At 41.4% G+C, this 22133-nt stretch carries 13 protein-coding genes and 2 pseudogenes; 10 read left to right on the forward strand and 5 right to left on the reverse strand.

Translation table 11 applies throughout. The annotated features are described in order from the left end of the window. Positions 1-11: 11 nt before the first annotated feature. Together MKX71_RS03640 and opuE are read right to left on the reverse strand one after the other, a co-directional pair. Positions 12-710 (reverse strand): MgtC/SapB family protein, encoded by a 699-nt coding sequence (locus tag MKX71_RS03640; RefSeq protein ID WP_010886431.1) that lies wholly within the window; start codon positions 708-710, stop codon positions 12-14. A 106-nt stretch (positions 711-816) separates the two neighbouring features. Beyond that, positions 817-2295 (reverse strand): proline transporter OpuE, encoded by a 1479-nt coding sequence (gene opuE, locus MKX71_RS03645; protein WP_049140799.1) that lies wholly within the window; start codon positions 2293-2295, stop codon positions 817-819. 413 nt (positions 2296-2708) lie between these two features. On the opposite strand from opuE, the gene gatC reads away from it, so the two are divergent. Genes gatC through gatB form a run of 3 tightly spaced genes read left to right on the forward strand, consistent with a single transcriptional unit; the run spans position 2709 to position 5916 of the window. Then, positions 2709-2999, forward strand: coding sequence for an Asp-tRNA(Asn)/Glu-tRNA(Gln) amidotransferase subunit GatC (gene gatC / locus MKX71_RS03650; RefSeq protein ID WP_003219442.1), 291 nt, complete (start codon positions 2709-2711; stop codon positions 2997-2999). Between the two features lie 15 nt (positions 3000-3014). Next, entirely contained in the window at positions 3015-4472 is a 1458-nt protein-coding gene (gatA, locus tag MKX71_RS03655) for an Asp-tRNA(Asn)/Glu-tRNA(Gln) amidotransferase subunit GatA (protein ID WP_003233901.1), read from the forward strand. A 13-nt stretch (positions 4473-4485) separates the two neighbouring features. Beyond that, complete coding sequence (gene gatB / locus MKX71_RS03660) at positions 4486-5916, forward strand: Asp-tRNA(Asn)/Glu-tRNA(Gln) amidotransferase subunit GatB (RefSeq protein WP_003219444.1); 1431 nt, start codon at positions 4486-4488, stop codon at positions 5914-5916. A gap of 14 nt (positions 5917-5930) precedes the next feature. Here gatB and MKX71_RS03665 read toward each other — a convergent pair. Next, a pseudogene (locus MKX71_RS03665) lies at positions 5931-6801 on the reverse strand (TetR/AcrR family transcriptional regulator). A 131-nt stretch (positions 6802-6932) separates the two neighbouring features. Between MKX71_RS03665 and srfP the strand changes: the two are divergent. The 7 genes from srfP (at position 6933) to MKX71_RS03700 (ending at position 21094) form a co-directional block, all read left to right on the forward strand. Beyond that, on the forward strand, positions 6933-10091 hold the full coding sequence (gene srfP / locus MKX71_RS03670; RefSeq protein ID WP_014479080.1) for a surfactin resistance protein SrfP: 3159 nt from the start codon (positions 6933-6935) through the stop codon (positions 10089-10091). A gap of 323 nt (positions 10092-10414) precedes the next feature. After that, positions 10415-11326 carry a diacylglycerol kinase gene (locus MKX71_RS03675; RefSeq protein ID WP_003233894.1) on the forward strand — a complete coding sequence of 304 codons (912 nt, stop codon included), beginning with the start codon at positions 10415-10417 and terminating at the stop codon, positions 11324-11326. Between the two features lie 309 nt (positions 11327-11635). Then, positions 11636-13015, forward strand: a complete 1380-nt coding sequence (gene rlmD, locus MKX71_RS03680; RefSeq protein ID WP_339231750.1) for a 23S rRNA (uracil(1939)-C(5))-methyltransferase RlmD — start codon at positions 11636-11638, stop codon at positions 13013-13015. 988 nt (positions 13016-14003) lie between these two features. Continuing rightward, the gene (locus MKX71_RS03685) at positions 14004-16016 is read left to right on the forward strand and encodes a class I SAM-dependent DNA methyltransferase (RefSeq protein WP_038428539.1); all 2013 of its coding nucleotides are present in this window, start codon (positions 14004-14006) and stop codon (positions 16014-16016) included. Continuing rightward, positions 16013-17359 carry a restriction endonuclease subunit S gene (locus tag MKX71_RS03690; protein WP_051047173.1) on the forward strand — a complete coding sequence of 449 codons (1347 nt, stop codon included), beginning with the start codon at positions 16013-16015 and terminating at the stop codon, positions 17357-17359. Before MKX71_RS03685 ends, MKX71_RS03690 begins: the two co-directional genes overlap by 4 nt. A gap of 15 nt (positions 17360-17374) precedes the next feature. After that, on the forward strand, positions 17375-20365 hold the full coding sequence (locus MKX71_RS03695; protein WP_038428541.1) for a type I restriction endonuclease: 2991 nt from the start codon (positions 17375-17377) through the stop codon (positions 20363-20365). Between the two features lie 90 nt (positions 20366-20455). Beyond that, positions 20456-21094, forward strand: coding sequence for a DUF1643 domain-containing protein (locus tag MKX71_RS03700; protein WP_015252633.1), 639 nt, complete (start codon positions 20456-20458; stop codon positions 21092-21094). Positions 21095-21175: 81 nt separating this feature from the next. Here the strand turns inward: MKX71_RS03700 and MKX71_RS03705 are convergent. Both MKX71_RS03705 and MKX71_RS03710 read right to left on the reverse strand, forming a co-directional pair. Next, a pseudogene (locus MKX71_RS03705) lies at positions 21176-21567 on the reverse strand (immunity protein YezG family protein). Positions 21568-21646: 79 nt separating this feature from the next. Further along, a complete protein-coding gene (locus MKX71_RS03710; protein ID WP_038428543.1) occupies positions 21647-22132 on the reverse strand; it encodes an antitoxin YezG family protein in 486 nt (161 codons plus the stop codon). Position 22133: the final 1 nt, after the last annotated feature.

The following is a 22133-nucleotide window of genomic DNA, read 5'->3' on the forward strand; positions in this document are numbered from 1 at the left end:
CCCATTGGCTTTTATAATGTATCACACTTCACGCCGACTACGCCTTCAATGGCTTTAATGTCATAGTAGACATCGGTCGTGTATCTGTTTTTATGGACGCGGACCTTCACTTCCATAATTGGAAAATCCTTTTCGCCTAGGTCGTCGATCCGAACGGAGTGTGCTTTGATATCTCTTCTTTTCATTTCTTTTAAAATCTCTGTCATTTTGTCTTTATCAGAAAGTGACATTCTGATGCGGATGTCTTTTTCCTGCAGGCGGTCGGGGCCGATTTTTCTGACCACCCATGGGAGAAATTCCACGCTGATCAGGATGAAAAGAAGACTGGCAAACGCTTCTTTATAAAAACCGGCTCCCGTAGCAAGCCCGAGCCCCGCTGCCCCCCAGATCATGGCCGATGTCGTCAGGCCGGAAATGACATCATTGCTTTTTCGCAGGATGACACCGGCTCCGATAAACCCGACGCCGGAGATGATTTGTGCCGGCAGACGAAGCGGATCCATCATGATGCGGTAGTATTTAGGGAAATGATATGCCGCATTAATACTGACGATCGTCAGCATGCATGAGCTGACTGCGATGACGATACAGGTTTTTAATCCGAGCGGCTTATTTTTTAATTCGCGTTCAAGCCCGATGACCATGCCAATCAATGTGGCAATGCCCAATTTCAATAAAATATCAGGATCAATATACCAGCTCAACAGCAAACTTCCCCCTTCTCTATGGTGTTTTTAAATAAATATGATTTTCTCACAGTATTTATAGCAAAACAAGAGCACAAAAGCCACCAAGCTGCGCTTGATGGCTTATTGCTTACTTTTTGCGTTTTAACAGCTTTTCCATGACACCGAATAATCGGTAAGAGGCTTTTGCAGGACGTTTTGTGATCATGCTGACAATGATGCCGGCAATCATACTGAGAATAAACCCAGGGATGATTTCGTACACACCGGTTGATTTTGCCAGGCCGGTTGTAATCCAGATCAACACGGTCGCAGCCCCGACAATCATGGCAGCAAGCGCGCCCCATTCGTTCATTCGCTTCCAATATAGACTGAGCAGAATCGCAGGCCCGAAAGCTGAACCGAAGCCGGCCCAAGCGTATCCGACCAAATCCAGAATGGTGCTGTTCGGGTTCAATGACAAGAGTACCGCGATAACGGCAATGACTAAGACGGACAATCGCCCGATCATGACCAATTCTTTATCAGAAGCTTTTCGTCTGAAAAATGACCGGTATAAATCCTCTGTCACTGCACTTGCTGTGACCAAGAGCTGCGAGGAGATGGAACTCATGATGGCAGCCAAAATAGCTGACAATAAGAACCCTGTAATTAATGGGTGGAACAAGATTTTAGAGAAAATAATGAAAATCATCTCCGGATCTTTTACAGCAACTCCGAATTTATGGGCGTATGCAACACCGATTAAACCCGTCAGCACGGAACCTAGAACTGTAATGATCATCCAGCTCATACCGATTCGGCGTGCAGGTTTTAAATCTTTAATGTCTTTAATGGCCATAAATCGGACGATGATATGAGGCTGGCCGTAGTAGCCCAACCCCCAGGCTAAATAGGAAATAATGCTAATGACGCTCGCGCCTTTAAAAATATCCAATAAATGTGGATTAACAGCGCCGATTTCATGGAAAGTCGGAGCAACGCCGCCCACATGGGTAAAAGCAACGATCGGCACAAGCACTAGTGCTGCAAACATGATCGCACCCTGCACGAAGTCAGTCAGACTGACAGCAAGGAAACCGCCAAACAGTGTATATAATACTACAACTGCGGTGGTCAGAAACAAGCCTAATTTGTAATCCGCACCAAAAGCAGATTCAAACAGCCGTCCGCCAGATACCATACCGGAAGAGGTATACAATGTGAAAAAGATCATGATGATCAATGCAGATACGATTTTCAGCAGTGATGAAGAATGCTGGAATCGTTTATCAAAGAAATCAGGAATTGTAATCGCATCATCTGCCGCTTCTGTATAAGCACGCAGCCTTGGAGCCAGCAGCAAGTAATTTGAGTACGCCCCGATTGTAAGACCTAAAGCAAGCCATAAGGTGGACAGCCCTGTCGCAAACATCGCGCCGGGAACACCCATCAGCATCCATCCGCTCATATCGGCCGCACCGGCAGACAAAGCAGTAACGAATGGTCCGAGGCCTCTTCCTCCAAGCATGTAATCATTGATGTCAGTGGTTTTCTTGAATGCATACCAGCCGATTAACAGCATGGCAATAAAGTAAATTCCTAAAGATATAATAATTTCAATACTCACGTTTTACCCTCTCTTCATTTCTAATAATGTTGCATCACCTCTCAAATTGATGGTGCCAGTTAAGCAGCCTGGCGTAAGTGCAAAGCAAAAGAAATTCTTTTGCGGGTGCACTTGGTAACTTAACCTAACAAAGTATTCCCGGCCATTCAAGCGATGAAACCTTGATCATGAGCGAGAAATACCGTTGCAAACCTAGAAGGGAATAAAGAATAAAACGCTTTCAAAAAATAATTAAAGTAAAAATATTCAGAAAAATATTTCGTTTCTCCTTCGCCTCATTTTAGTATAAAATATATAGGGTATTGTTTCGAAAACACAGGCCTGTCTTAAGGCGTTTTGTTGCTTTAAAGGGCTTGTTTTTGATATGATCAGTATTATATGACTTAACGGAGAAGTATGTGGAGGTGGATCATATGTCACGAATTTCAATAGAAGAAGTAAAGCACGTTGCGCACCTTGCAAGACTTGCGATTACTGAAGAAGAAGCAAAAATGTTCACTGAACAGCTCGACAGTATCATTTCATTTGCTGAGGAGCTTAATGAGGTTAACACAGACAATGTGGAGCCTACAACTCACGTGCTGAAAATGAAAAATGTCATGAGAGAAGATGAAGCGGGTAAAGGTCTTCCGGTTGAGGATGTCATGAAAAATGCGCCTGACCATAAAGACGGCTATATTCGTGTGCCATCAATTCTGGACTAAAGGAGGGACACAAGAATGTCATTATTTGATCATAAAATCACAGAATTAAAACAGCTCATACATAAAAAAGAGATTAAGATTTCTGATCTGGTTGATGAATCTTATAAACGCATCCAAGCGGTTGATGATAAGGTACAAGCCTTTTTGGCATTAGATGAAGAAAGAGCGCGCGCATACGCGAAGGAGCTTGATGAGGCGGTTGACGGGCGTTCTGAGCACGGTCTTCTTTTCGGTATGCCGATCGGCGTAAAAGATAATATCGTAACAAAAGGGCTGCGCACAACATGCTCCAGCAAAATTCTCGAAAACTTTGATCCGATCTATGACGCTACTGTCGTTCAGCGCCTTCAAGACGCTGAAGCGGTCACAATCGGAAAACTGAACATGGACGAATTCGCCATGGGATCATCTACCGAAAACTCAGCTTACAAGCTGACGAAAAACCCTTGGAACTTAGAAACAGTTCCCGGCGGTTCAAGCGGCGGATCTGCGGCTGCGGTTGCTGCGGGAGAAGTTCCGTTTTCTCTTGGATCTGACACAGGCGGCTCCATCCGTCAGCCGGCATCTTTCTGCGGCGTTGTCGGATTAAAACCTACATACGGACGTGTATCTCGTTACGGTCTGGTCGCATTTGCGTCTTCATTAGACCAAATCGGGCCGATTACACGTACGGTTGAGGATAACGCGTTTTTACTTCAAGCGATTTCCGGCGTAGACAAAATGGACTCCACGAGTGCAAATGTGGACGTGCCTGATTTTCTTTCTTCATTAACTGGCGACATCAAAGGACTGAAAATCGCCGTTCCGAAAGAATACCTTGGTGAAGGTGTCGGCAAAGAAGCGAGAGAATCTGTCCTGGCAGCGCTGAAAGTCCTTGAAGGTCTCGGCGCTACATGGGAAGAAGTGTCTCTTCCGCACAGTAAATACGCGCTTGCGACATATTACCTGCTGTCATCTTCTGAAGCGTCAGCGAACCTTGCACGCTTTGACGGCATCCGTTACGGCTACCGCACAGACAACGCGGATAACCTGATCGACCTTTACAAGCAAACGCGCGCTGAAGGTTTCGGAAATGAAGTCAAACGCCGCATCATGCTCGGAACGTTTGCTTTAAGCTCAGGCTACTACGATGCGTACTACAAAAAAGCGCAAAAAGTGCGTACGTTGATTAAGAAGGATTTCGAGGACGTATTTGAAAAATATGATGTTATTGTTGGACCGACTACACCGACACCTGCGTTTAAAATCGGTGAAAACACGAAGGATCCGCTCACAATGTACGCAAACGATATCTTAACGATTCCGGTCAACCTTGCCGGCGTACCGGGAATCAGCGTGCCATGCGGATTAGCAGACGGACTTCCGCTCGGCCTGCAAATCATCGGAAAACACTTTGATGAAAGCACTGTATACCGCGTTGCTCATGCATTTGAACAAGCGACAGACCATCATAAAGCAAAACCTGAACTGTAAGGGGTGAAAAGAATTGAACTTTGAAACGGTAATCGGACTTGAAGTCCACGTTGAGTTAAAAACAAAATCAAAAATTTTCTCAAGCTCTCCAACGCCATTCGGCGCGGAGGCGAATACGCAGACAAGCGTTATTGACCTCGGATATCCGGGCGTCCTGCCTGTTCTGAACAAAGAAGCCGTTGAATTCGCAATGAAAGCCGCTATGGCGCTCAACTGTGAGATCGCAACGGATACGAAGTTTGACCGCAAAAACTATTTCTATCCTGACAACCCGAAAGCGTATCAGATTTCTCAATTTGATAAGCCAATCGGCGAAAACGGCTGGATCGAAATTGAAGTCGGCGGCAAAACAAAACGCATCGGCATCACGCGCCTTCACCTTGAAGAAGATGCCGGAAAACTGACACACACAGGCGACGGCTATTCTCTTGTTGACTTCAACCGCCAAGGAACGCCGCTTGTTGAGATCGTATCAGAGCCGGATATCCGCACGCCGGAAGAAGCGTACGCGTATCTTGAAAAGCTGAAATCCATCATCCAGTATACAGGCGTTTCTGACTGTAAAATGGAAGAAGGCTCACTTCGCTGTGACGCCAATATCTCTCTTCGTCCGATCGGCCAAGAGGAATTCGGCACAAAAACAGAATTGAAAAACTTGAACTCCTTTGCGTTTGTTCAAAAAGGCCTTGAGCATGAAGAAAAACGCCAGGAGCAGGTTCTTCTTTCCGGCGGCGTCATCCAGCAAGAAACTCGCCGTTATGATGAAGCAACGAAGAAAACCATTCTTATGCGTGTCAAAGAGGGATCTGACGACTACCGTTACTTCCCAGAGCCGGATCTAGTCGAGCTCTACATTGATGATGAATGGAAGGAACGCGTAAAAGCAAGCATTCCTGAGCTTCCGGATGAGCGCCGCAAGCGTTATATCGAAGAGCTTGGCTTGCCTGCATATGACGCGATGGTTCTGACGCTGACAAAAGAAATGGCTGATTTCTTCGAAGAAACAGTTCAAAAAGGCGCTGAAGCCAAACAAGCGTCTAACTGGCTGATGGGTGAAGTGTCAGCTTACCTAAACGCTGAGCAAAAAGAGCTTGCCGATGTTGCCCTGACACCTGAAGGCCTTGCCGGCATGATCAAATTGATTGAAAAAGGAACCATTTCTTCTAAGATCGCGAAGAAAGTGTTTAAAGAATTGATTGAAAAAGGCGGCGACGCTGAGAAGATTGTGAAAGAGAAAGGCCTTGTTCAGATTTCTGACGAAGGCGTGCTTCTGAAGCTTGTCACTGAGGCGCTTGACAACAATCCTCAATCAATCGAAGACTTTAAAAACGGAAAAGACCGCGCGATCGGCTTCCTAGTCGGACAGATTATGAAAGCGTCCAAAGGACAAGCCAACCCGCCGATGGTCAACAAAATTCTGCTTGAAGAAATTAAAAAACGCTAATAAAAAAGCAGCCCTTAGAGGCTGCTTTTTTTATGGTCAAATTGAGATAAAGACAGAGATGAGGGCCCGAAGCCTTTCAACTTCTTTGTCGCTGGTTCCGGTCAAATTGGACAGCATGCCTTTAATAATCGGCTTGCGCGGTTTATCCTGAGTCAATTCTTCCTCGATAACATCAAGTGACACGGTGATATCCTCGGGCAGCGTGCTGTTTTCTTTCACTTTCTGAATGTCCTCAAGCAGCTGGTCTTTTCCCGCAGGCATCGGGTTGAAAATGTCTTTTGATACAATCGGATTGAGTGCAGAACGGCTCAGCCCCTGTACAAGATCATCCAGTCTCTCAATAATAAAGGCTGAGATTTCTTCTGCATCGATATTAAGCTCACCGTTAAATACCATCACGTTCATATAGGAATGCACAATGCCTCTTGCCATGATGGACAGATCTGCGACATACCGCTCGATTCCTTCGCCATAGGATACCAGCAAGGCGTTCCGGTACAGCTTATCCGTCTCCATGGTTACTTTGTAAAAGTATTGCTTGATTTCTTGATTTTCCGGAATGATATTTTCGGTAAGCAAAAGAACGATAAAATCTTTATGATCGCGAAAATCCTCAAATTGAGCGCCAATTTGCTTTTTTAACACTTCCTTAGGGGGCTTTCCGGCGAGATCTTCTTCTATATTTTTCATTTTGTTCATAGACATACCGATATAATATTCACAGGCAGATAACAGCAGCGCTTCTTTCGATTTGAAGTGCAAATAAAAAGCGCCCTTCGAAATGCCGCATTCACTGGCGATTTCTTGGATCGTCGTAGCTGCGAATCCTTTTTTCGCAAATAAACGAATGCTGGTTTTTATGATTCTCTCTTTTTTTTCATTCATGACGTGCTTCCCCTTAATCCTTGAAAAATTTAGTAAAATTTTCTGGTATATGAGTTGACGTTGTTGCGTTATAACGTTTAGTATTATATAGAATGACCAGTCAGTCAATAAAAAATGTAATGGAGGATATGATGAACCACGTTATTAATTTCGTTCTGAAAAACAAATTCGCCGTATGGCTGATGACGATTATTGTAACGGCAGCCGGCTTGTATGCGGGTATGAATATGAAGCAAGAGTCTATTCCTGACGTGAACATGCCTTACTTGACGATCAGCACGACATATCCGGGTGCAACACCAAGCCAAGTGGCTGATGAAGTGACCAAACCGGTTGAACAAGCCGTACAGAACTTGGACGGTGTCAGCGTTGTGACGTCGACGTCCTATGAAAACGCATCGTCGGTCATGATTGAATATGATTATGAGAAAGATATGGACAAAGCGAAAACAGAAGCAGCTGAAGCGTTAGAAAACGTCAACCTGCCTGATGACGCGAAAGATCCGGAGATTTCACGCTACAGCTTGAACTCATTCCCGATTCTGACGCTGAGCGTGTCCAGTGATAAAGATAATCTGCAAGAGCTGACGAAACAAGTGGAGGACAGCCTCGTTTCTAAACTTGAAGGCATAGAAGGCGTTGCGTCCGTCCAAGTATCAGGCCAGCAGGTGGAAGAGGTTGAATTCTCTTTCAAAGAAGACAAACTGAAGGAATACGGCCTTGATGAAGATACAGTCAAGCAAGTGATTCAAGGTTCAGATGTGACAACTCCGCTTGGATTGTACACATTCGGAAATGAAGAAAAATCTGTCGTCGTCAGCGGCGATATTGAAACAATTAAAGATTTGAAGAATATGAGAATCCCGACGGCATCTGCTTCAAGTGCAGGCAGCAGCGCAGCATCTCAAGCGGGTGCGCAGAGTGCTCAAGCAGCCCAAAGCGCACAAGCGGCAGCACAGGCGCAGCAAAGCGCAAGCACAGCAGTGCCGACGGTCAAGCTTTCTGACATTGCCACAATTAAAGATGTGAAAAAAGCTGAATCTGTTTCACGCACAAATGGCAAAGACAGCATCGGCATCAACATCGTCAAAGCAAATGATGCGAATACGGTAGAGGTTGCCGACAATGTCAAAGCTGAGCTGAAGAAGTTCAAAGAAGACCATAAAGGCTTCAATTACAGCGCAACTCTCGACATGGCGGAGCCGATCACACAGTCAGTTGACACGATGTTAAGCAAAGCCATCTTCGGTGCTATTTTTGCGATTGTGATTATTCTCTTATTCCTAAGAGATATCAAATCAACATTAATTTCTGTTGTTTCAATTCCATTATCATTGCTGATCGCACTCCTTGTGCTGCAGCAGCTTGATATCACATTGAATATTATGACGCTCGGCGCAATGACCGTTGCTATTGGACGTGTAGTCGATGACTCCATCGTTGTGATCGAGAACATTTATCGCCGCATGAGACTCAAAGATGAGCCGCTCCGCGGAAAAGCATTGGTTCGTGAAGCGACGAAGGAAATGTTTAAACCGATCATGTCATCAACGATTGTGACAATTGCGGTATTCCTGCCGCTCGCACTTGTAGGCGGACAAATCGGTGAGTTGTTTATTCCGTTTGCTTTAACGATTGTTTTTGCGCTTGCCGCATCCCTGGTGATTTCAATCACGCTTGTGCCGATGCTCGCACACAGCCTGTTCAAAAAATCATTAACGGGCGCGCCGATTAAAGCGAAAGAACACAAACCTGGCAGACTTGCAAACATCTATAAAAAAGTATTGAACTGGGCGCTGAGCCACAAATGGATCACGTCTATCATCGCTGTTCTGATGCTCCTTGGAAGCTTGTTCCTTGTACCGCTAATCGGTGCCAGCTACCTGCCGTCCGAGGAAGAAAAAACGATGCAGCTCACATACAGCCCAGAGCCGGGTGAAACGAAAAAAGAAGCCGAAAATGAAGCTGAAAAAGCGGAAAAAATCCTGCTTGACCGCAAGCATGTCGATACGGTTCAGTATTCATTAGGCTCTGGCAGCCCGCTTGCCGGAGGAGATTCTAACGGTGCGTTATTCTATATCAAATATGAAAGCGACACACCTGACTTTGATAAAGAAAAAGATAACGTTCTGAAGGAAATCCAAAAGCAATCTGACCGCGGAGAATGGAAGTCACAGGACTTCAGCTCTTCAGGCAATAACAACGAATTAACATACTATGTGTATGGCGATTCTGAAAACGATATTAAAGACACGGTCAAAGACATTGAAAAAATCATGAAAGATGAAAAGGATCTGAAAAACGTAAACTCAGGCCTTTCCAGCACATATGATGAGTACACATTTGTCGCTGACCAAGAAAAACTAAGCAAACTCGGTTTAACTGCGTCTCAAATTTCTCAGGCCTTAATGTCACAAACATCACAAGAACCGCTCACAACAGTGAAAAAAGACGGCAAAGAGCTTGATGTGAACATTAAGACAGAAAAAGACGAGTATAAGAGTGTGAAAGATTTAGAGAATAAAAAGATCACTTCCGCGACTGGCCAGGAAGTCAAAATCGGCGATGTGGCAAAAGTGAAGGAAGGATCAACATCAGATACCGTGTCAAAACGTGACGGAAAAGTCTATGCAGATGTCACAGGTGAGGTTACCTCTGACAACGTCACAGCCGTATCAGCTGCTATCCAGAAGAAAATTGATAAGCTAGACCACCCTGATAACGTATCGATTGACACAGGCGGCGTATCAGCGGATATCGCTGATTCCTTCACGAAGCTCGGTTTAGCGATGCTGGCAGCAATAGCGATCGTTTACCTTGTGCTCGTGATTACCTTCGGCGGAGCACTAGCGCCATTTGCGATTCTGTTCTCATTGCCGTTCACAGTCATCGGTGCCCTGGTCGGACTTTACGTATCAGGTGAAACGATCAGTCTGAACGCCATGATCGGTATGCTCATGCTGATCGGTATCGTTGTCACGAATGCGATTGTCTTAATTGACCGCGTGATTCATAAGGAAGCGGAAGGCCTGTCTACGAGAGAAGCGCTCTTGGAAGCCGGCTCTACACGACTCCGTCCGATCCTGATGACAGCCATTGCGACAATCGGTGCCTTGATTCCATTAGCCCTCGGCTTCGAAGGCGGAAGCCAGGTCATTTCAAAAGGACTCGGCGTCACGGTTATCGGCGGTTTGATCAGTTCAACGCTTCTGACACTCCTGATCGTGCCAATCGTATATGAAGTATTGGCGAAGTTCCGCAAGAAAAAACCGGGAACGGAAGAAGAGTAAAAAAACAAAAAGCCTCAGCTCTGCTGAGGCTTTCAGCTTGTTGAAAAACCCTCGCATTCGTTGTCAGGTCTGCGCGTCGGTGCTCACGAATTTTACATTCGCTCCGCTCCAATGCTCCCCCTTCCTAGACTACAAGGGTTTTCAATCAAGCTGAAAGAATGTTAAGGATGACAAAAGCTCAAAACAAGAATCAGTTTTGAGCTTTTGTGCGTTTTCACCTGTAAGATTATGTACATTTTGTTGCGATTTTTTTAACTCATAGTATAATTAAAGGTTGTTAGTGTAAAAATGGATCGGATACTCTTAAGTAGGATGATGAGATAATGAAACGTGCACGCATAATATACAATCCGACTTCAGGACGGGAGATCTTTAAAAAGCATCTTGCCCAGGTCCTGCAAAAATTTGAACAAGCCGGCTATGAAACCTCCACCCATGCAACGACATGCGCAGGAGACGCTACACACGCTGCCAAGGAAGCGGCATTGCGTGAGTTTGACCTGATCATTGCGGCAGGCGGAGACGGAACGATCAACGAGGTCGTCAACGGGCTTGCGCCTTTAGATAACCGTCCGACACTCGGCGTGATTCCTGTCGGCACAACGAACGACTTCGCCAGAGCGCTCGGCATTCCGCGCGAGGATATTTTAAAAGCGGCAGATACTGTCATTAACGGCGTTGCCCGCCCGATTGATATCGGACAGGTCAACGGCCAGTATTTTATCAATATCGCCGGAGGAGGCCGTCTGACGGAGCTGACGTACGACGTGCCAAGCAAACTCAAAACAATGCTAGGCCAGCTTGCTTATTATTTAAAAGGAATGGAAATGCTGCCTTCACTTCGTCCGACAGAAGTCGAGATTGAATATGACGGCAAGCTGTTTCAGGGTGAAATCATGCTGTTTTTGGTCACGCTGACAAACTCCGTCGGCGGGTTCGAAAAACTCGCGCCGGATTCCAGCCTGAATGACGGCATGTTTGATTTGATGATACTAAAGAAAGCAAACCTTGCTGAATTTATCAGGGTCGCAACGATGGCGCTTCGCGGCGAACACATCAACGACCAGCACATTATTTATACAAAAGCGAACCGCGTGAAAGTCAATGTATCAGAAAAGATGCAGCTGAACCTGGACGGCGAGTACGGCGGCATGCTGCCGGGCGAATTCGTGAATCTGTATCGACACATTCACGTCGTCATGCCGAAGGAGAAAGCGGAACAGCTGGATGACTAAAACTTGGCTTTGTAAGCCAAGCTCAGAATGTTGACAAAATCCTAAAACAGTTTTCGTTTTAGGATTTTGTCATCTTTTCAGCGTGATTGAAAACCTTTGAAGTCTAGGAAGGACGAGCATTGGAGCGTACTTCCGCAGGATGCGGTGACAGCGGCGTTTGAGCAGGACGCTCTAGTTTTTAGCCGCTGGTCTTTTTACGTGAGCACCGAAGCACAGGACTGACAACGAATGCGAAGGTTTGCCTACACGCTGAAACTTGGCTTGAATAGGCCAAGTTTTTCTTTCGCTTAAAACTAGAGGTGATTATAGATGAAAATGAAACCCCCAGTAGAAAAAAACGAATACTATGACGTGACATTTGAGGATTTGACGCATGAAGGAGCGGGCGTCGCAAAGGTCCAAGGCTTTCCGATCTTCGTGCCGAACGCCCTGCCGGAGGAAAAAGCCCAAATCAAAGTCACTCGTGTCAAAAAAGGGTTCGCCTTCGGCCGCCTGATTGAGCTGAAGGAAGAAAGCCCGCATAGAACCGACGCCCCGTGTCCAATTTACAAGCAATGCGGCGGCTGCCAGTTGCAGCACATGACCTATGAAGGCCAGCTCTTGTTTAAACAGAAACAAGTCAAAGACGTCTTAGAACGCATCGGCAAGCTGGACCTTTCAAACGTCACCGTGCACCCGACACTCGGCATGAAAGACCCTTGGAACTACAGAAACAAAGCACAGGTCCCGGTAGGAGAACGGGAAGGCGGACTCGTCGCGGGATTTTATCAGCAAAGAAGCCATGACATCATCGACATGAGCGCCTGCCTGATCCAGCAATCCAAAAACGACGAAGCCGTTCAAGCCGTCAAAGACATTTGCGCCAAATACGGTGTCAAAGCGTACAACGAAGAACGCCACAAAGGCTGGCTCCGCCACATCATGGTCAGATACGGCGTTGTTACGGGCGAAATGATGATCGTTTTCATCACAAGAACAAACGATTTCCCGCACAAAGCGAAGATCATCGAAGACATCACAGCGCAATTCCCGCACGTCAAATCCATCGTGCAAAACATCAACCCAAACAAAACAAACGTCATCTTCGGGAATGAAACAAACGTCATCTGGGGCGAAGAATACATCTACGACCTCATCGGAGACGTCAAATTCGCCATCTCCGCCAGATCGTTTTATCAGGTCAACCCGGAGCAAACAAAAGTGCTCTACGACAAAGCGCTTGAATATGCGGAGCTTCAAGGTGAAGAAACCGTCATTGACGCTTACTGCGGCATCGGAACGATTTCTCTCTTCCTGGCAAAGCAGGCGAAAAAAGTGTACGGCGTAGAAATTGTACCGGAGGCAATTGAGGATGCCAAACGAAACGCCGAGATCAACGGCATCACAAACGCTGAGTTCGCGGTCGGGGAAGCGGAAACTGTGATTCCAAAATGGTATGAAGAAGGCATTACGGCCGACACGCTAGTCGTCGACCCGCCAAGAAAAGGCTGCGACGAAGCCCTCCTGCGGACAATTGTGGAGATGAAGCCGAAGCGGGTTGTGTACGTGTCGTGTAATCCTGGAACGCTTGCGAGAGATTTGCGGGTGCTTGAGGATGGCGGGTATGCGACGCGCGAAGTGCAGCCTGTGGATATGTTTCCGCATACGAATCATGTGGAGTGTGTGGTTGTGCTAAAATTAATTAAATAAGAAGCAGGTGGGTTCGAGAATCGATAAAAAATTCTCGGACTTCATCTGCTTTTATTTCAATTGTCTCAAGAAAGCGATGAAGCATTTCTTGAGTTAATTCTTGAAATTCCATAAAAGCATCTAACTGTTGTTTAATATCATTGATATTGGTTGCAAGAGAAGACTTCAATTGCTCGGTTTTAGAATTGATAATGTCCGTCTGGTCATTGATATCGCTGACACTCCATCATAATCTGCTTTGGATATTTTTTCGTCAATAAACAAATTGAGTGACTTCTTTTTCTTTTGTTTGAGCCGTTCTAATTCCTTCTCAAAGATTCTAATTTGCTTTACTGAATTCTTTTTCTGTTGAATAGATTGCTTACATTGATATGAAAATTTTGTCCAAATCGATGCTAGATGTTTTAAACTATTGAGAATGAATTGTAGTGATCACAGCTGATTTCTAATATTAATAATTAAGAGTAGAAATAGACACTATTTCGCTCAGGATTGATGAAACAATGTGTCAATAGATCGACAATTTTATTTAGAAATGTAGTAACACAATTTGAATACATAAATTTTCCTTTATTATTCTTTAATAATCTAAATAATTAGTATAAAAGCCCCTTATATAAGTGGGTTTTTAAAAGAGTCTGAATATTTGTAGCGTTTGACCTCTCATCGAATATTGGAGTTTTGTGCCCCCCTCTTTACTTTATAGGGACACTCCATAAAATTTGGATGCTTACTAAAAAAAGAAACATGTAGTAGCAAATGTAGAGGGAGATTTTTATATGGTATTACTTTTTGTTGTACAAACTCTTATAATAATAGGTAATGATATCTATTTTGATGAATCAGTGAATAGGGTGTCAGTAGGTGATATGAGCGAAAAAATGCTCAGTTATTACAATAGATAAGCATCCTTAAATCTTGCTCAAATTATCTCAATCTAGCTACATGGAATTAGATTCGAAAAAAATTTTTAAATGAGGTATATAACATGATTAACTTCCAAGATAAAGTAAACTTCATTTGGTCAATTGCTGAGATTTTACGTGGACCTTATAAACCAGAAGACTACGGTAAAATCATTTTACCATTAGCAGTATTACGTCGTTTTGATTGCGTATTAGAGAGCACAAAAGAGGAAGTATTAGCTAAGGCAGAGCAGTTTGCAGCAATGAATGAAGATGCTCGTGAGCAGATTTTAAATCGTGTCTCAAAGCAAAACTTCCATAACACTAGCAAATATGATTTCAACAAGCTATTAACAGATTCAGATAACATTGCGGATAACTTACGTGATTATATAAATGGTTTTTCAAAAGTGGCTCGTGATATTATGGATCAATTTGACTTTGATCGCCAAATTGATAAGCTCGAACAAAATAACTTGTTGTACTTAACGATTAAACGCTTTAGTGAAATCGACTTACATCCAGAAACAGTGTCAAATATTGAGATGGGCTATGTATTTGAGGAATTAATTCGTCGTTTCAATGAAAATGCAGAAGCAGGGGATCACTATACGCCACGTGAAGTAATTCGCCTTATGACGCACTTATTATTCTTACATGACGATGCCAGCATTTTAACGAAGCCAGGTTTAACACAAACCTTGTATGACTGTGCAGCTGGTACCGGTGGGATGGGTTCTGTAGCACAAGAGTATTTACTAAGTCAAAACCCAACAGCACACTTAGAGTTTTTCGGCCAAGAAATTAATCCTGAATCATATGCGATTTGTAAAGCAGACTTGCTGATTAAGGGGGAAGACGCGCGTAACATTCGTTTGGGGAATACGTTATCAAAAGACCAATTCCCACGTGATAAATTCGATTACTTAATTTCAAATCCGCCATACGGAGTAGACTGGAAATCGTATGAGAAGCCAATTAAAGAAGAACATGAGAAACAAGGGTTTAACGGTCGTTTTGGTCCAGGTACACCAAGAACGAGTGATGGACAGCTACTATTCTTAATGCACTTACTGTCAAAAATGAAGCCAGTCACAGTAGAAAATCCACAAGGCTCTCGTTTAGCCATTATTATGAATGGTTCGCCGTTATTTACAGGTGATGCAGGTTCTGGTGAAAGCGAAATTCGTAAGTATGTGCTTGAAAACGATTTAGTAGAAGGTATTGTGGCATTGCCGAACGATCTTTTCTACAACACAGGCATTGCAACGTACATTTGGATTTTAACGAACAATAAAGCACCTCTTTATAAAGGGAAAGTACGGTTAGTCAATGCTGTAGACTTTTCGAAAAAAATGAAAAAGTCGATGGGGAGCAAGCGTAACGAAATTACAGAAGAGCAAATTAATGAGATTGTTCGTTTATACGGTGATGCACAGCCAAATGAGTACGTGAAGATTTTTGATAATGAGGACTTCGGCTACGCAAAAATTACAGTAGAACGTCCATTACGTTTAAACTTCCAAGTCAATGAAGAGCGTCTTGCTCGTGTTGCAGAGGGAAAAGGTTTTGCAAACTTAGCAACCTCAAAGAAAAAAGGCGATGCAGGTCACTTTGAAATTGAAGAAGGTAAGAAGCTGCAAACGCAAATTTTATATGTTTTACGCACGTTAGAAAGCGATACATTATATAAAAATCGTGACGAGTTCACGAAAGTACTAAAAGATGCATTGAAGCAAGCGGGTATTACTATCGGAGCACCTGTATTAAAAGCAATTTTAGCTGGTCTATCTGAAAAAGATGAAACAGCTGACGTATGTATGAAAAATAAAACTGATATCGAACCAGATACAGATTTACGTGATACTGAAAACGTACCGTTAAAAGAAAACATTCATGACTACTTTGCACGTGAAGTATTACCACATGTACCAGATGCATGGATTGATGAATCAAAAACAAAAATTGGCTACGAAATTCCATTCACTCGCCATTTCTACAAATACACAGCATTACGCAGCTCAGCAGAAATTATGGAAGAAATTCGTGCGTTAGAAGCAGAGATTGCTGTACAGTTGAAGAAGGTGATGGGATGAGGTTTAAAGAATCAAATATCAAAGGAATAGGTGCTATTCCATCACATTGGGAGATTAAAGAATTGAAATTTTGTTTACTTCCAGGGAGTGAAGGAATAAAGATAGGTCCATTCGGAAGCGCATTAAAATCAGAGATGTTAATTGAAGAAGGATATAAAGTTTACGGTCAAGAAAACTTAATAAAAGATGATTTTACTTTAGGTCATAGATTTATAAGTGAAGAAAAATTTAAAGAGTTAGAGGTTTATGAGATTTCTGAGAACGATGTCTTAATTTCAATGATGGGTACTATAGGTAAATGTAAAGTTGTTCCGCCAAATATTGAAAAAGGAATTATGGATTCTCACCTTATTCGAATTCGATTTAATGAAAATCTAATTTTACCAGAATTTGCAGCATACTTGATACAGGATTCGTATTATATCAAAGTACAAATCGACTTATATAGTAAAGGCTCAATTATGTCTGGTTTAAATTCCAGTATCATAAAAAATCTTAAATTAGTTCTTCCATCTATAGAAGAACAAAAGGTTATTTTAAAATATATTAGAAAGAAGAACACACAATTAAATCAATTGATAGATTCAAAAAATTTCTTAATTGATTTATTGAATCAACAACGCCAATCAATCATTACAGAAGCTGTTACAAAAGGTTTAAATCCGAATGTGAAAATGAAAGATTCAGGTGTTAAGTGGATTGGTGAGATTCCTCAGCATTGGGGAAAATCTAAACTTAAATACTTAACAAGGCAGATTATTGATGGAACACATCATACACCTGATTATCAAGATGAAGGTGTCCCTTTTTTAAGGGTTACTGATATAACTCAATCTAAAGGCAAGGATATTAATTTATCTGATGTAAAATATATTTCTCAAAGAGAACACAATGAATTAATTAAACGCTGTAGACCTGAAAATGGGGATCTTTTAGTGTCGAAAAATGGAACTATAGGAATTCCTAAAGTTATTGATTGGGATTGGGAATTTAGTATTTTTGTTAGTTTATGTTTAATTAAAATGAATAATGAAAAACTAAATACTTATTTCGCTAGTTTCTACTTTGAAAGTCAATTGGTTGACGAACAAATTGCATTTGGAAGTAAAAAGAGTACTATTATTAATTTACATCTTGATAAAGTCAAAGAATTTTTTATTTTTGTCCCTCCATTATTTGAACAAAATGAAATAGTAAAATTCCTAAAAGTTAAAATTTCCGAAGTAGATAATTTAAAAAGAATTGTAGAAAATGAAATCGAAAACCTAAAAGAATACCGCCAAGCCCTTATCTACGAAGCAGTAACAGGTAAAATCGATGTACGTGATATGAAACTTGATTAAGTGAGGTGAGTTGTGATGGCGTTGGATACTTCAGAAAAAGGCTTTGAAACGAATATAGAAGCAGCATTAATTGCGAATGGATATAAAAAGCGTGTGCTTGAAGGTGAGACGAGTGCTTCTTTCAAGCAGCATGCAATCGACGTAGAAGAGCTATTTGCTTTTTTAGAGGATACGCAGGAAAAACGTATGCGTACCTTAGAGAAATCGTATGGTCCTTCTTATAAAGAAGAAGTGTTAAAACGTATTAAAGCCCAGCTGCATAAACAAGGTTTAGTCGAATGTTTACGTAAAGGTATCAAAGACCGAGGTGTGACATTACAGCTTGCGTATAATAAGCCACCTACAGATATGAACAAGATGTTAAATGAACAGTATGCGAAAAACCGCTTTAATGTTGCTCGCCAAGTGTATTACAGTGATAAGCATAATAATAGCTTAGATATGGTCCTGTTTTTAAATGGTTTGCCGCTTATTGTGATGGAGCTGAAAAATCCATTAACAAATCAAACAGTTGAAGAAGCGATGAAGCAATTAAAGACGGACCGTGATCCACGTGAGCAGCTGTTCAAATTTAATGAGCGTGTAGCTGTCTACTTTGCAGTTGACCCAGATGAAGTATTTATGACAACAAAGCTTGATAAAGGCAAAACCTACTTCCTACCATTTAACAAAGGCAATAATGGTGGTAAAGGTAATCCATTAACTTATGGTGACAATTATCGTACTCATTATTTATGGGAAGAAATTTTAGCTCCAGATAGCTTGCTCGATATTTTATATCGCTTTATCTTTATTAAGAAAGACGACATTAAAGATTCAAACGGTGAAACGATTGGTGAGCGTCAAATGCTCATTTTCCCCCGTTTCCATCAGCTTGATGTTGTACGTAAGTTAGAAGCAGATGTTGCACAAAAGCTTGTCGGTCATAATTATTTAATTCAGCACTCTGCGGGATCGGGCAAGACGAACTCGATTTCGTGGCTTGCACACCGTTTAGCGAAGCTACATAACGAGGACAATGAATCAATTTTTAGTAGTATAATCGTAATTACCGATCGCCGAGTCTTAGATAAGCAATTGCAAGATGCAGTGTATCAGCTGGAGCATAAAGCAGGAATGGTAGAGCCGATTGATAAAGATTCAGAGCAATTGGCACGTGCCATTAATAATGAGACTCGTATTATTATTACGACGCTCCAAAAGTTCCCGTTTATTTTAGAAAAAGTAGCGGGCTTAGAGCGTAAAAAGTATGCGGTCATTATTGATGAGGCGCATTCATCCCAGGGTGGTAAAGCTTCAACTGCATTAACGAATGTGTTATCAGATAAAACGTTAGAAGCAGCTTATGAGGAAGATCGTATTGCGGAAGAAAACTTAGGTGATGTGGACGAAAAGATCGTTGAAGCCATCATGAAAAGTGGTAAACAAGATAACGTATCTTTCTTTGCGTTTACGGCGACACCAAAGCCAAAGACATTAGAGAAGTTCGGTACAATTGGCATAGATGGCAAGCCAGCTGCATTCCATCAATACACAATGCGCCAAGCGATTGAAGAAGGCTTTATTTTAGACGTACTTGAAAATTATACGACCTATAAAACGTTCTGGAAAATTGCAAAGACAGTTGAAGATGATCCAGAGGTATCAAAAAAACAAGCTACTAAAAAGCTAGCACAATACGTGTCACTACATCCACATAGCATCGCACAAAAAACAGAAATTATTATCGAGCATTATCGCAATTTCGTACAGCGCAAAATTGGCGGCCGTGCAAAGGCAATGGTTGTTACAGCAAGCCGTTTACACGCAGTACGTTACAAAATGGCTTTCGATAAGTATATTAATGAAATGGGCTACGATGATTTAAAAACAGTAGTTGCTTTCTCCGGTACTGTGAAAGATGGTGAGATTCATTATACTGAGTCAGAAATGAATCAGTTCTCTGAAAAAGAGTTACCTGAAAAGTTTAATTCTGATGAATACAAAGTGCTACTTGTTGCAGAGAAATATCAAACTGGATTTGATGAACCACTGTTGCACACAATGTATGTAGATAAGCCATTAAGCGGTATTAAGGCAGTGCAAACACTATCTCGTTTAAATCGCACATGCCCTGGTAAGGACGATACATTTGTTTTGGATTTTGTAAATGATCCAGAAGACATAAAAGCGTCTTTCCAGCCTTATTATGAATCGACAGGTCTATCAAAAATTTCTGATCCGAATATCCTATATGATATGCAGGCCGAGCTAGAGCCCTATCAAGTATTTACTGAGGAAGAGGTGCAAAAGGTAAATGAGCTTGAAGTAACGGGTGGTGTGAAGAAGTCTACGAAGGCTCAAGCCGAGTTAAATGCGCTTCTCGATAAAGGTGTGGAGCGTTTTAAAAAACTTTCGGGAGAAGAACAATTCGCATTTAAACAAGTGGCTACGAAATTTATACGTACGTATGGCTTTGTACTACAAGTAGTAACATTTATCGATTTAGATCTACACAAGCAATATATTTACCTGACGTACTTGTTACGTAAATTGCCCCGTGGTCGAGTAGATAAGGACGTTTACTTGGCGGATGATGTAGCACTTGAATACTACCGTAATCAAAAAGTATTCGAAGGTAGCATTGAGCTTGAGAAAACGGGCGGCTACGACTTAGATCCTCAGGAACATGGTGCTGGTGGTGCAGCTGAAGATGAGAAGGTTCGTTTATCGAGCGTGTTAGAAAAGTTAAATGAGCGCTTTGGCACGCAATTCACAGAAACAGATTTCCTTTCTCGCGAGCAAGTGAAAGAGGATATGTTAAATGACGAAGATATTTGTCAAAAAGCAAAAAACAACACAAAAGAAAACTTCAAATTCGCCTTTGAAAAATCCTTTATGGACTTCGTTATTGACCGTATGAGCAGCAATCAAGAGTTCTTTATGAAGATTTTAGAGAACGACGAGTTTAAGGCTTATATTATGGAAGATATGATGAATGAAGTTTATGGAGAAGTGAATAGTTAGCTCTTTAGTTTGGACGGAGTTATGATATTAATCTTTTAAGGTTAGTCTTGGCTCCGTTACATATATTATTTACAGAAAGGAAGTTTTATATTGACGCATTATTACGATTCTAATAAAGTAGATATTTCGTCTATTATTATTGATGATAGGCAAAATATTATACCGGGTGTAAATTTAAGATATAGCTTATCAATTCCTTTTAAAAATCGAATGGAAGGTATTACTGTTACAGTAATATTAATGAATCCATCGGAAGCTGAATCAAATATTTCAGATAGAACTGTAAATAAATTAATTGATTTTTTCTACTGTTATACCCATGAGAAAATTCAAGTAAAAAAACTTTACGTAGGAAATGTTATACCTATCTATGCTCCAAATCCAGCAGACACCTCAGCAAAATTGAAAAATATTCACGGTGCAAATCTATTAAATCATGTTCAAAAGAATAATATTAATATAGTTAGTTCAATGATAAATGATTCAGATATAGTTGTCCTTGCATGGGGGAAACCAAATGTGAAAACTGTACACAACCTTTATTACTATTCTCAAGTATATAAAATCATAGAGGTAATTTCGAATACTGATAAAGATATTTTTGTATTTAATATGGGAAATACAAACACATTCTTAACAGAACATGGCGACCCGAGACATGCTGGACGGTCAGCAACTTTAATTGATTTAATCAAAATAAATAGTAATGAATTATTGGAGTTAGCGTGAAATATGGGAATTTACGAATACAATTGAAAAAATTTCAATATCGAAAATAGCCCAGCAGTAAAGAGCTGAGCCATTTTTGATTTATAGACTGAAGTAGTTTATTACAAAATCTTTGTCTTTCTTATCTTCAGGCAAGATACCTAAATTCTTATATTCCCATACGACTTGCCGTTGTGTTCCGTTAAAGTCTGAGGCGATGACATCGGTGTAATCATAGTCTATTGAGAATTTACCGGTATTCTCTAGTTTAATCGTTAAATTGGTCCAAGTATCTTGGTTGTATGCTTTAAATTCTTCTCTTAACTCCTCGAATATCTCTTGAAGTTCAATTAATAAACTCACGTATATTTTTTTTTACTAACATCGAATTGTTTCGGTATATCATGAGAATAGATATACTCTTCACTTTGCGGTGTATTGAAGAAAAAGTAAACTTCTGATGAATTATCTAATATTTCCGCATAAAGAATGATTTTTGTCCATCAAGATGGAATCATTTCATTAAGTTGTTCTGCTATTTGTTGATATAACTGTCCCATATCAGAAATTAATTTAAATTTTTCCTTCGTTAGTCTTGATATAATCCTCTAAAAAGTCTCTTACCGTTTTCCTTTTTGGCATTAAACCTAGATTTTTATACACCCAAACAGCCTTTCTTTGAGATCCATTTAGCTCTGAAGCAATTACATCTTCATAATTATAATCTATAGAAAACTGGCCTGTCCTATCTAGTTTCAAAGTCAAGTTCGTCCAAGTTTCTGGATTATTTTCCTTGTATTCTTCGCGTAATTCTTCGAATGATTCTTGAAGTTCGATTAATAAATCATCATAAATATCTTCGCTTACATTAAAATATTCTGGAATGTTATGTGAGTATAAGAATTCATTCTCGCCCGGTATATTAAAATAAAAATACACTTCCGAAGAGTCGTCTAATATTTCAGCGTAAAGATATACGTTATCCCATTCAGAGGGAATGATTTCATTTATCTGATTTGCTATTCTTTGATATAAGTCACCCATTTTTGGTGTTTCCATG

It is taken from the genome of Bacillus sp. FSL M8-0071 (genome assembly GCF_037975455.1).
Classification (GTDB): domain Bacteria; phylum Bacillota; class Bacilli; order Bacillales; family Bacillaceae; genus Bacillus; species Bacillus subtilis.

What these genes read in the sequence shown, in the direction of transcription:
- gatA (WP_003233901.1), top strand. Translation starts at nt 3,015, where the DNA reads ATGTCATTATTTGATCATAAAATCACAGAATTAAAACAGCTCATACAT.
- MKX71_RS03690 (WP_051047173.1), top strand. Translation starts at nt 16,013, where the DNA reads ATGAGGTTTAAAGAATCAAATATCAAAGGAATAGGTGCTATTCCATCA.
- MKX71_RS03695 (WP_038428541.1), top strand. Translation starts at nt 17,375, where the DNA reads ATGGCGTTGGATACTTCAGAAAAAGGCTTTGAAACGAATATAGAAGCA.
- gatC (WP_003219442.1), top strand. Translation starts at nt 2,709, where the DNA reads ATGTCACGAATTTCAATAGAAGAAGTAAAGCACGTTGCGCACCTTGCA.
- srfP (WP_014479080.1), top strand. Translation starts at nt 6,933, where the DNA reads ATGAACCACGTTATTAATTTCGTTCTGAAAAACAAATTCGCCGTATGG.
- MKX71_RS03710 (WP_038428543.1), bottom strand. Translation starts at nt 22,132, where the DNA reads ATGGAAACACCAAAAATGGGTGACTTATATCAAAGAATAGCAAATCAG.
- MKX71_RS03685 (WP_038428539.1), top strand. Translation starts at nt 14,004, where the DNA reads ATGATTAACTTCCAAGATAAAGTAAACTTCATTTGGTCAATTGCTGAG.
- MKX71_RS03675 (WP_003233894.1), top strand. Translation starts at nt 10,415, where the DNA reads ATGAAACGTGCACGCATAATATACAATCCGACTTCAGGACGGGAGATC.
- rlmD (WP_339231750.1), top strand. Translation starts at nt 11,636, where the DNA reads ATGAAAATGAAACCCCCAGTAGAAAAAAACGAATACTATGACGTGACA.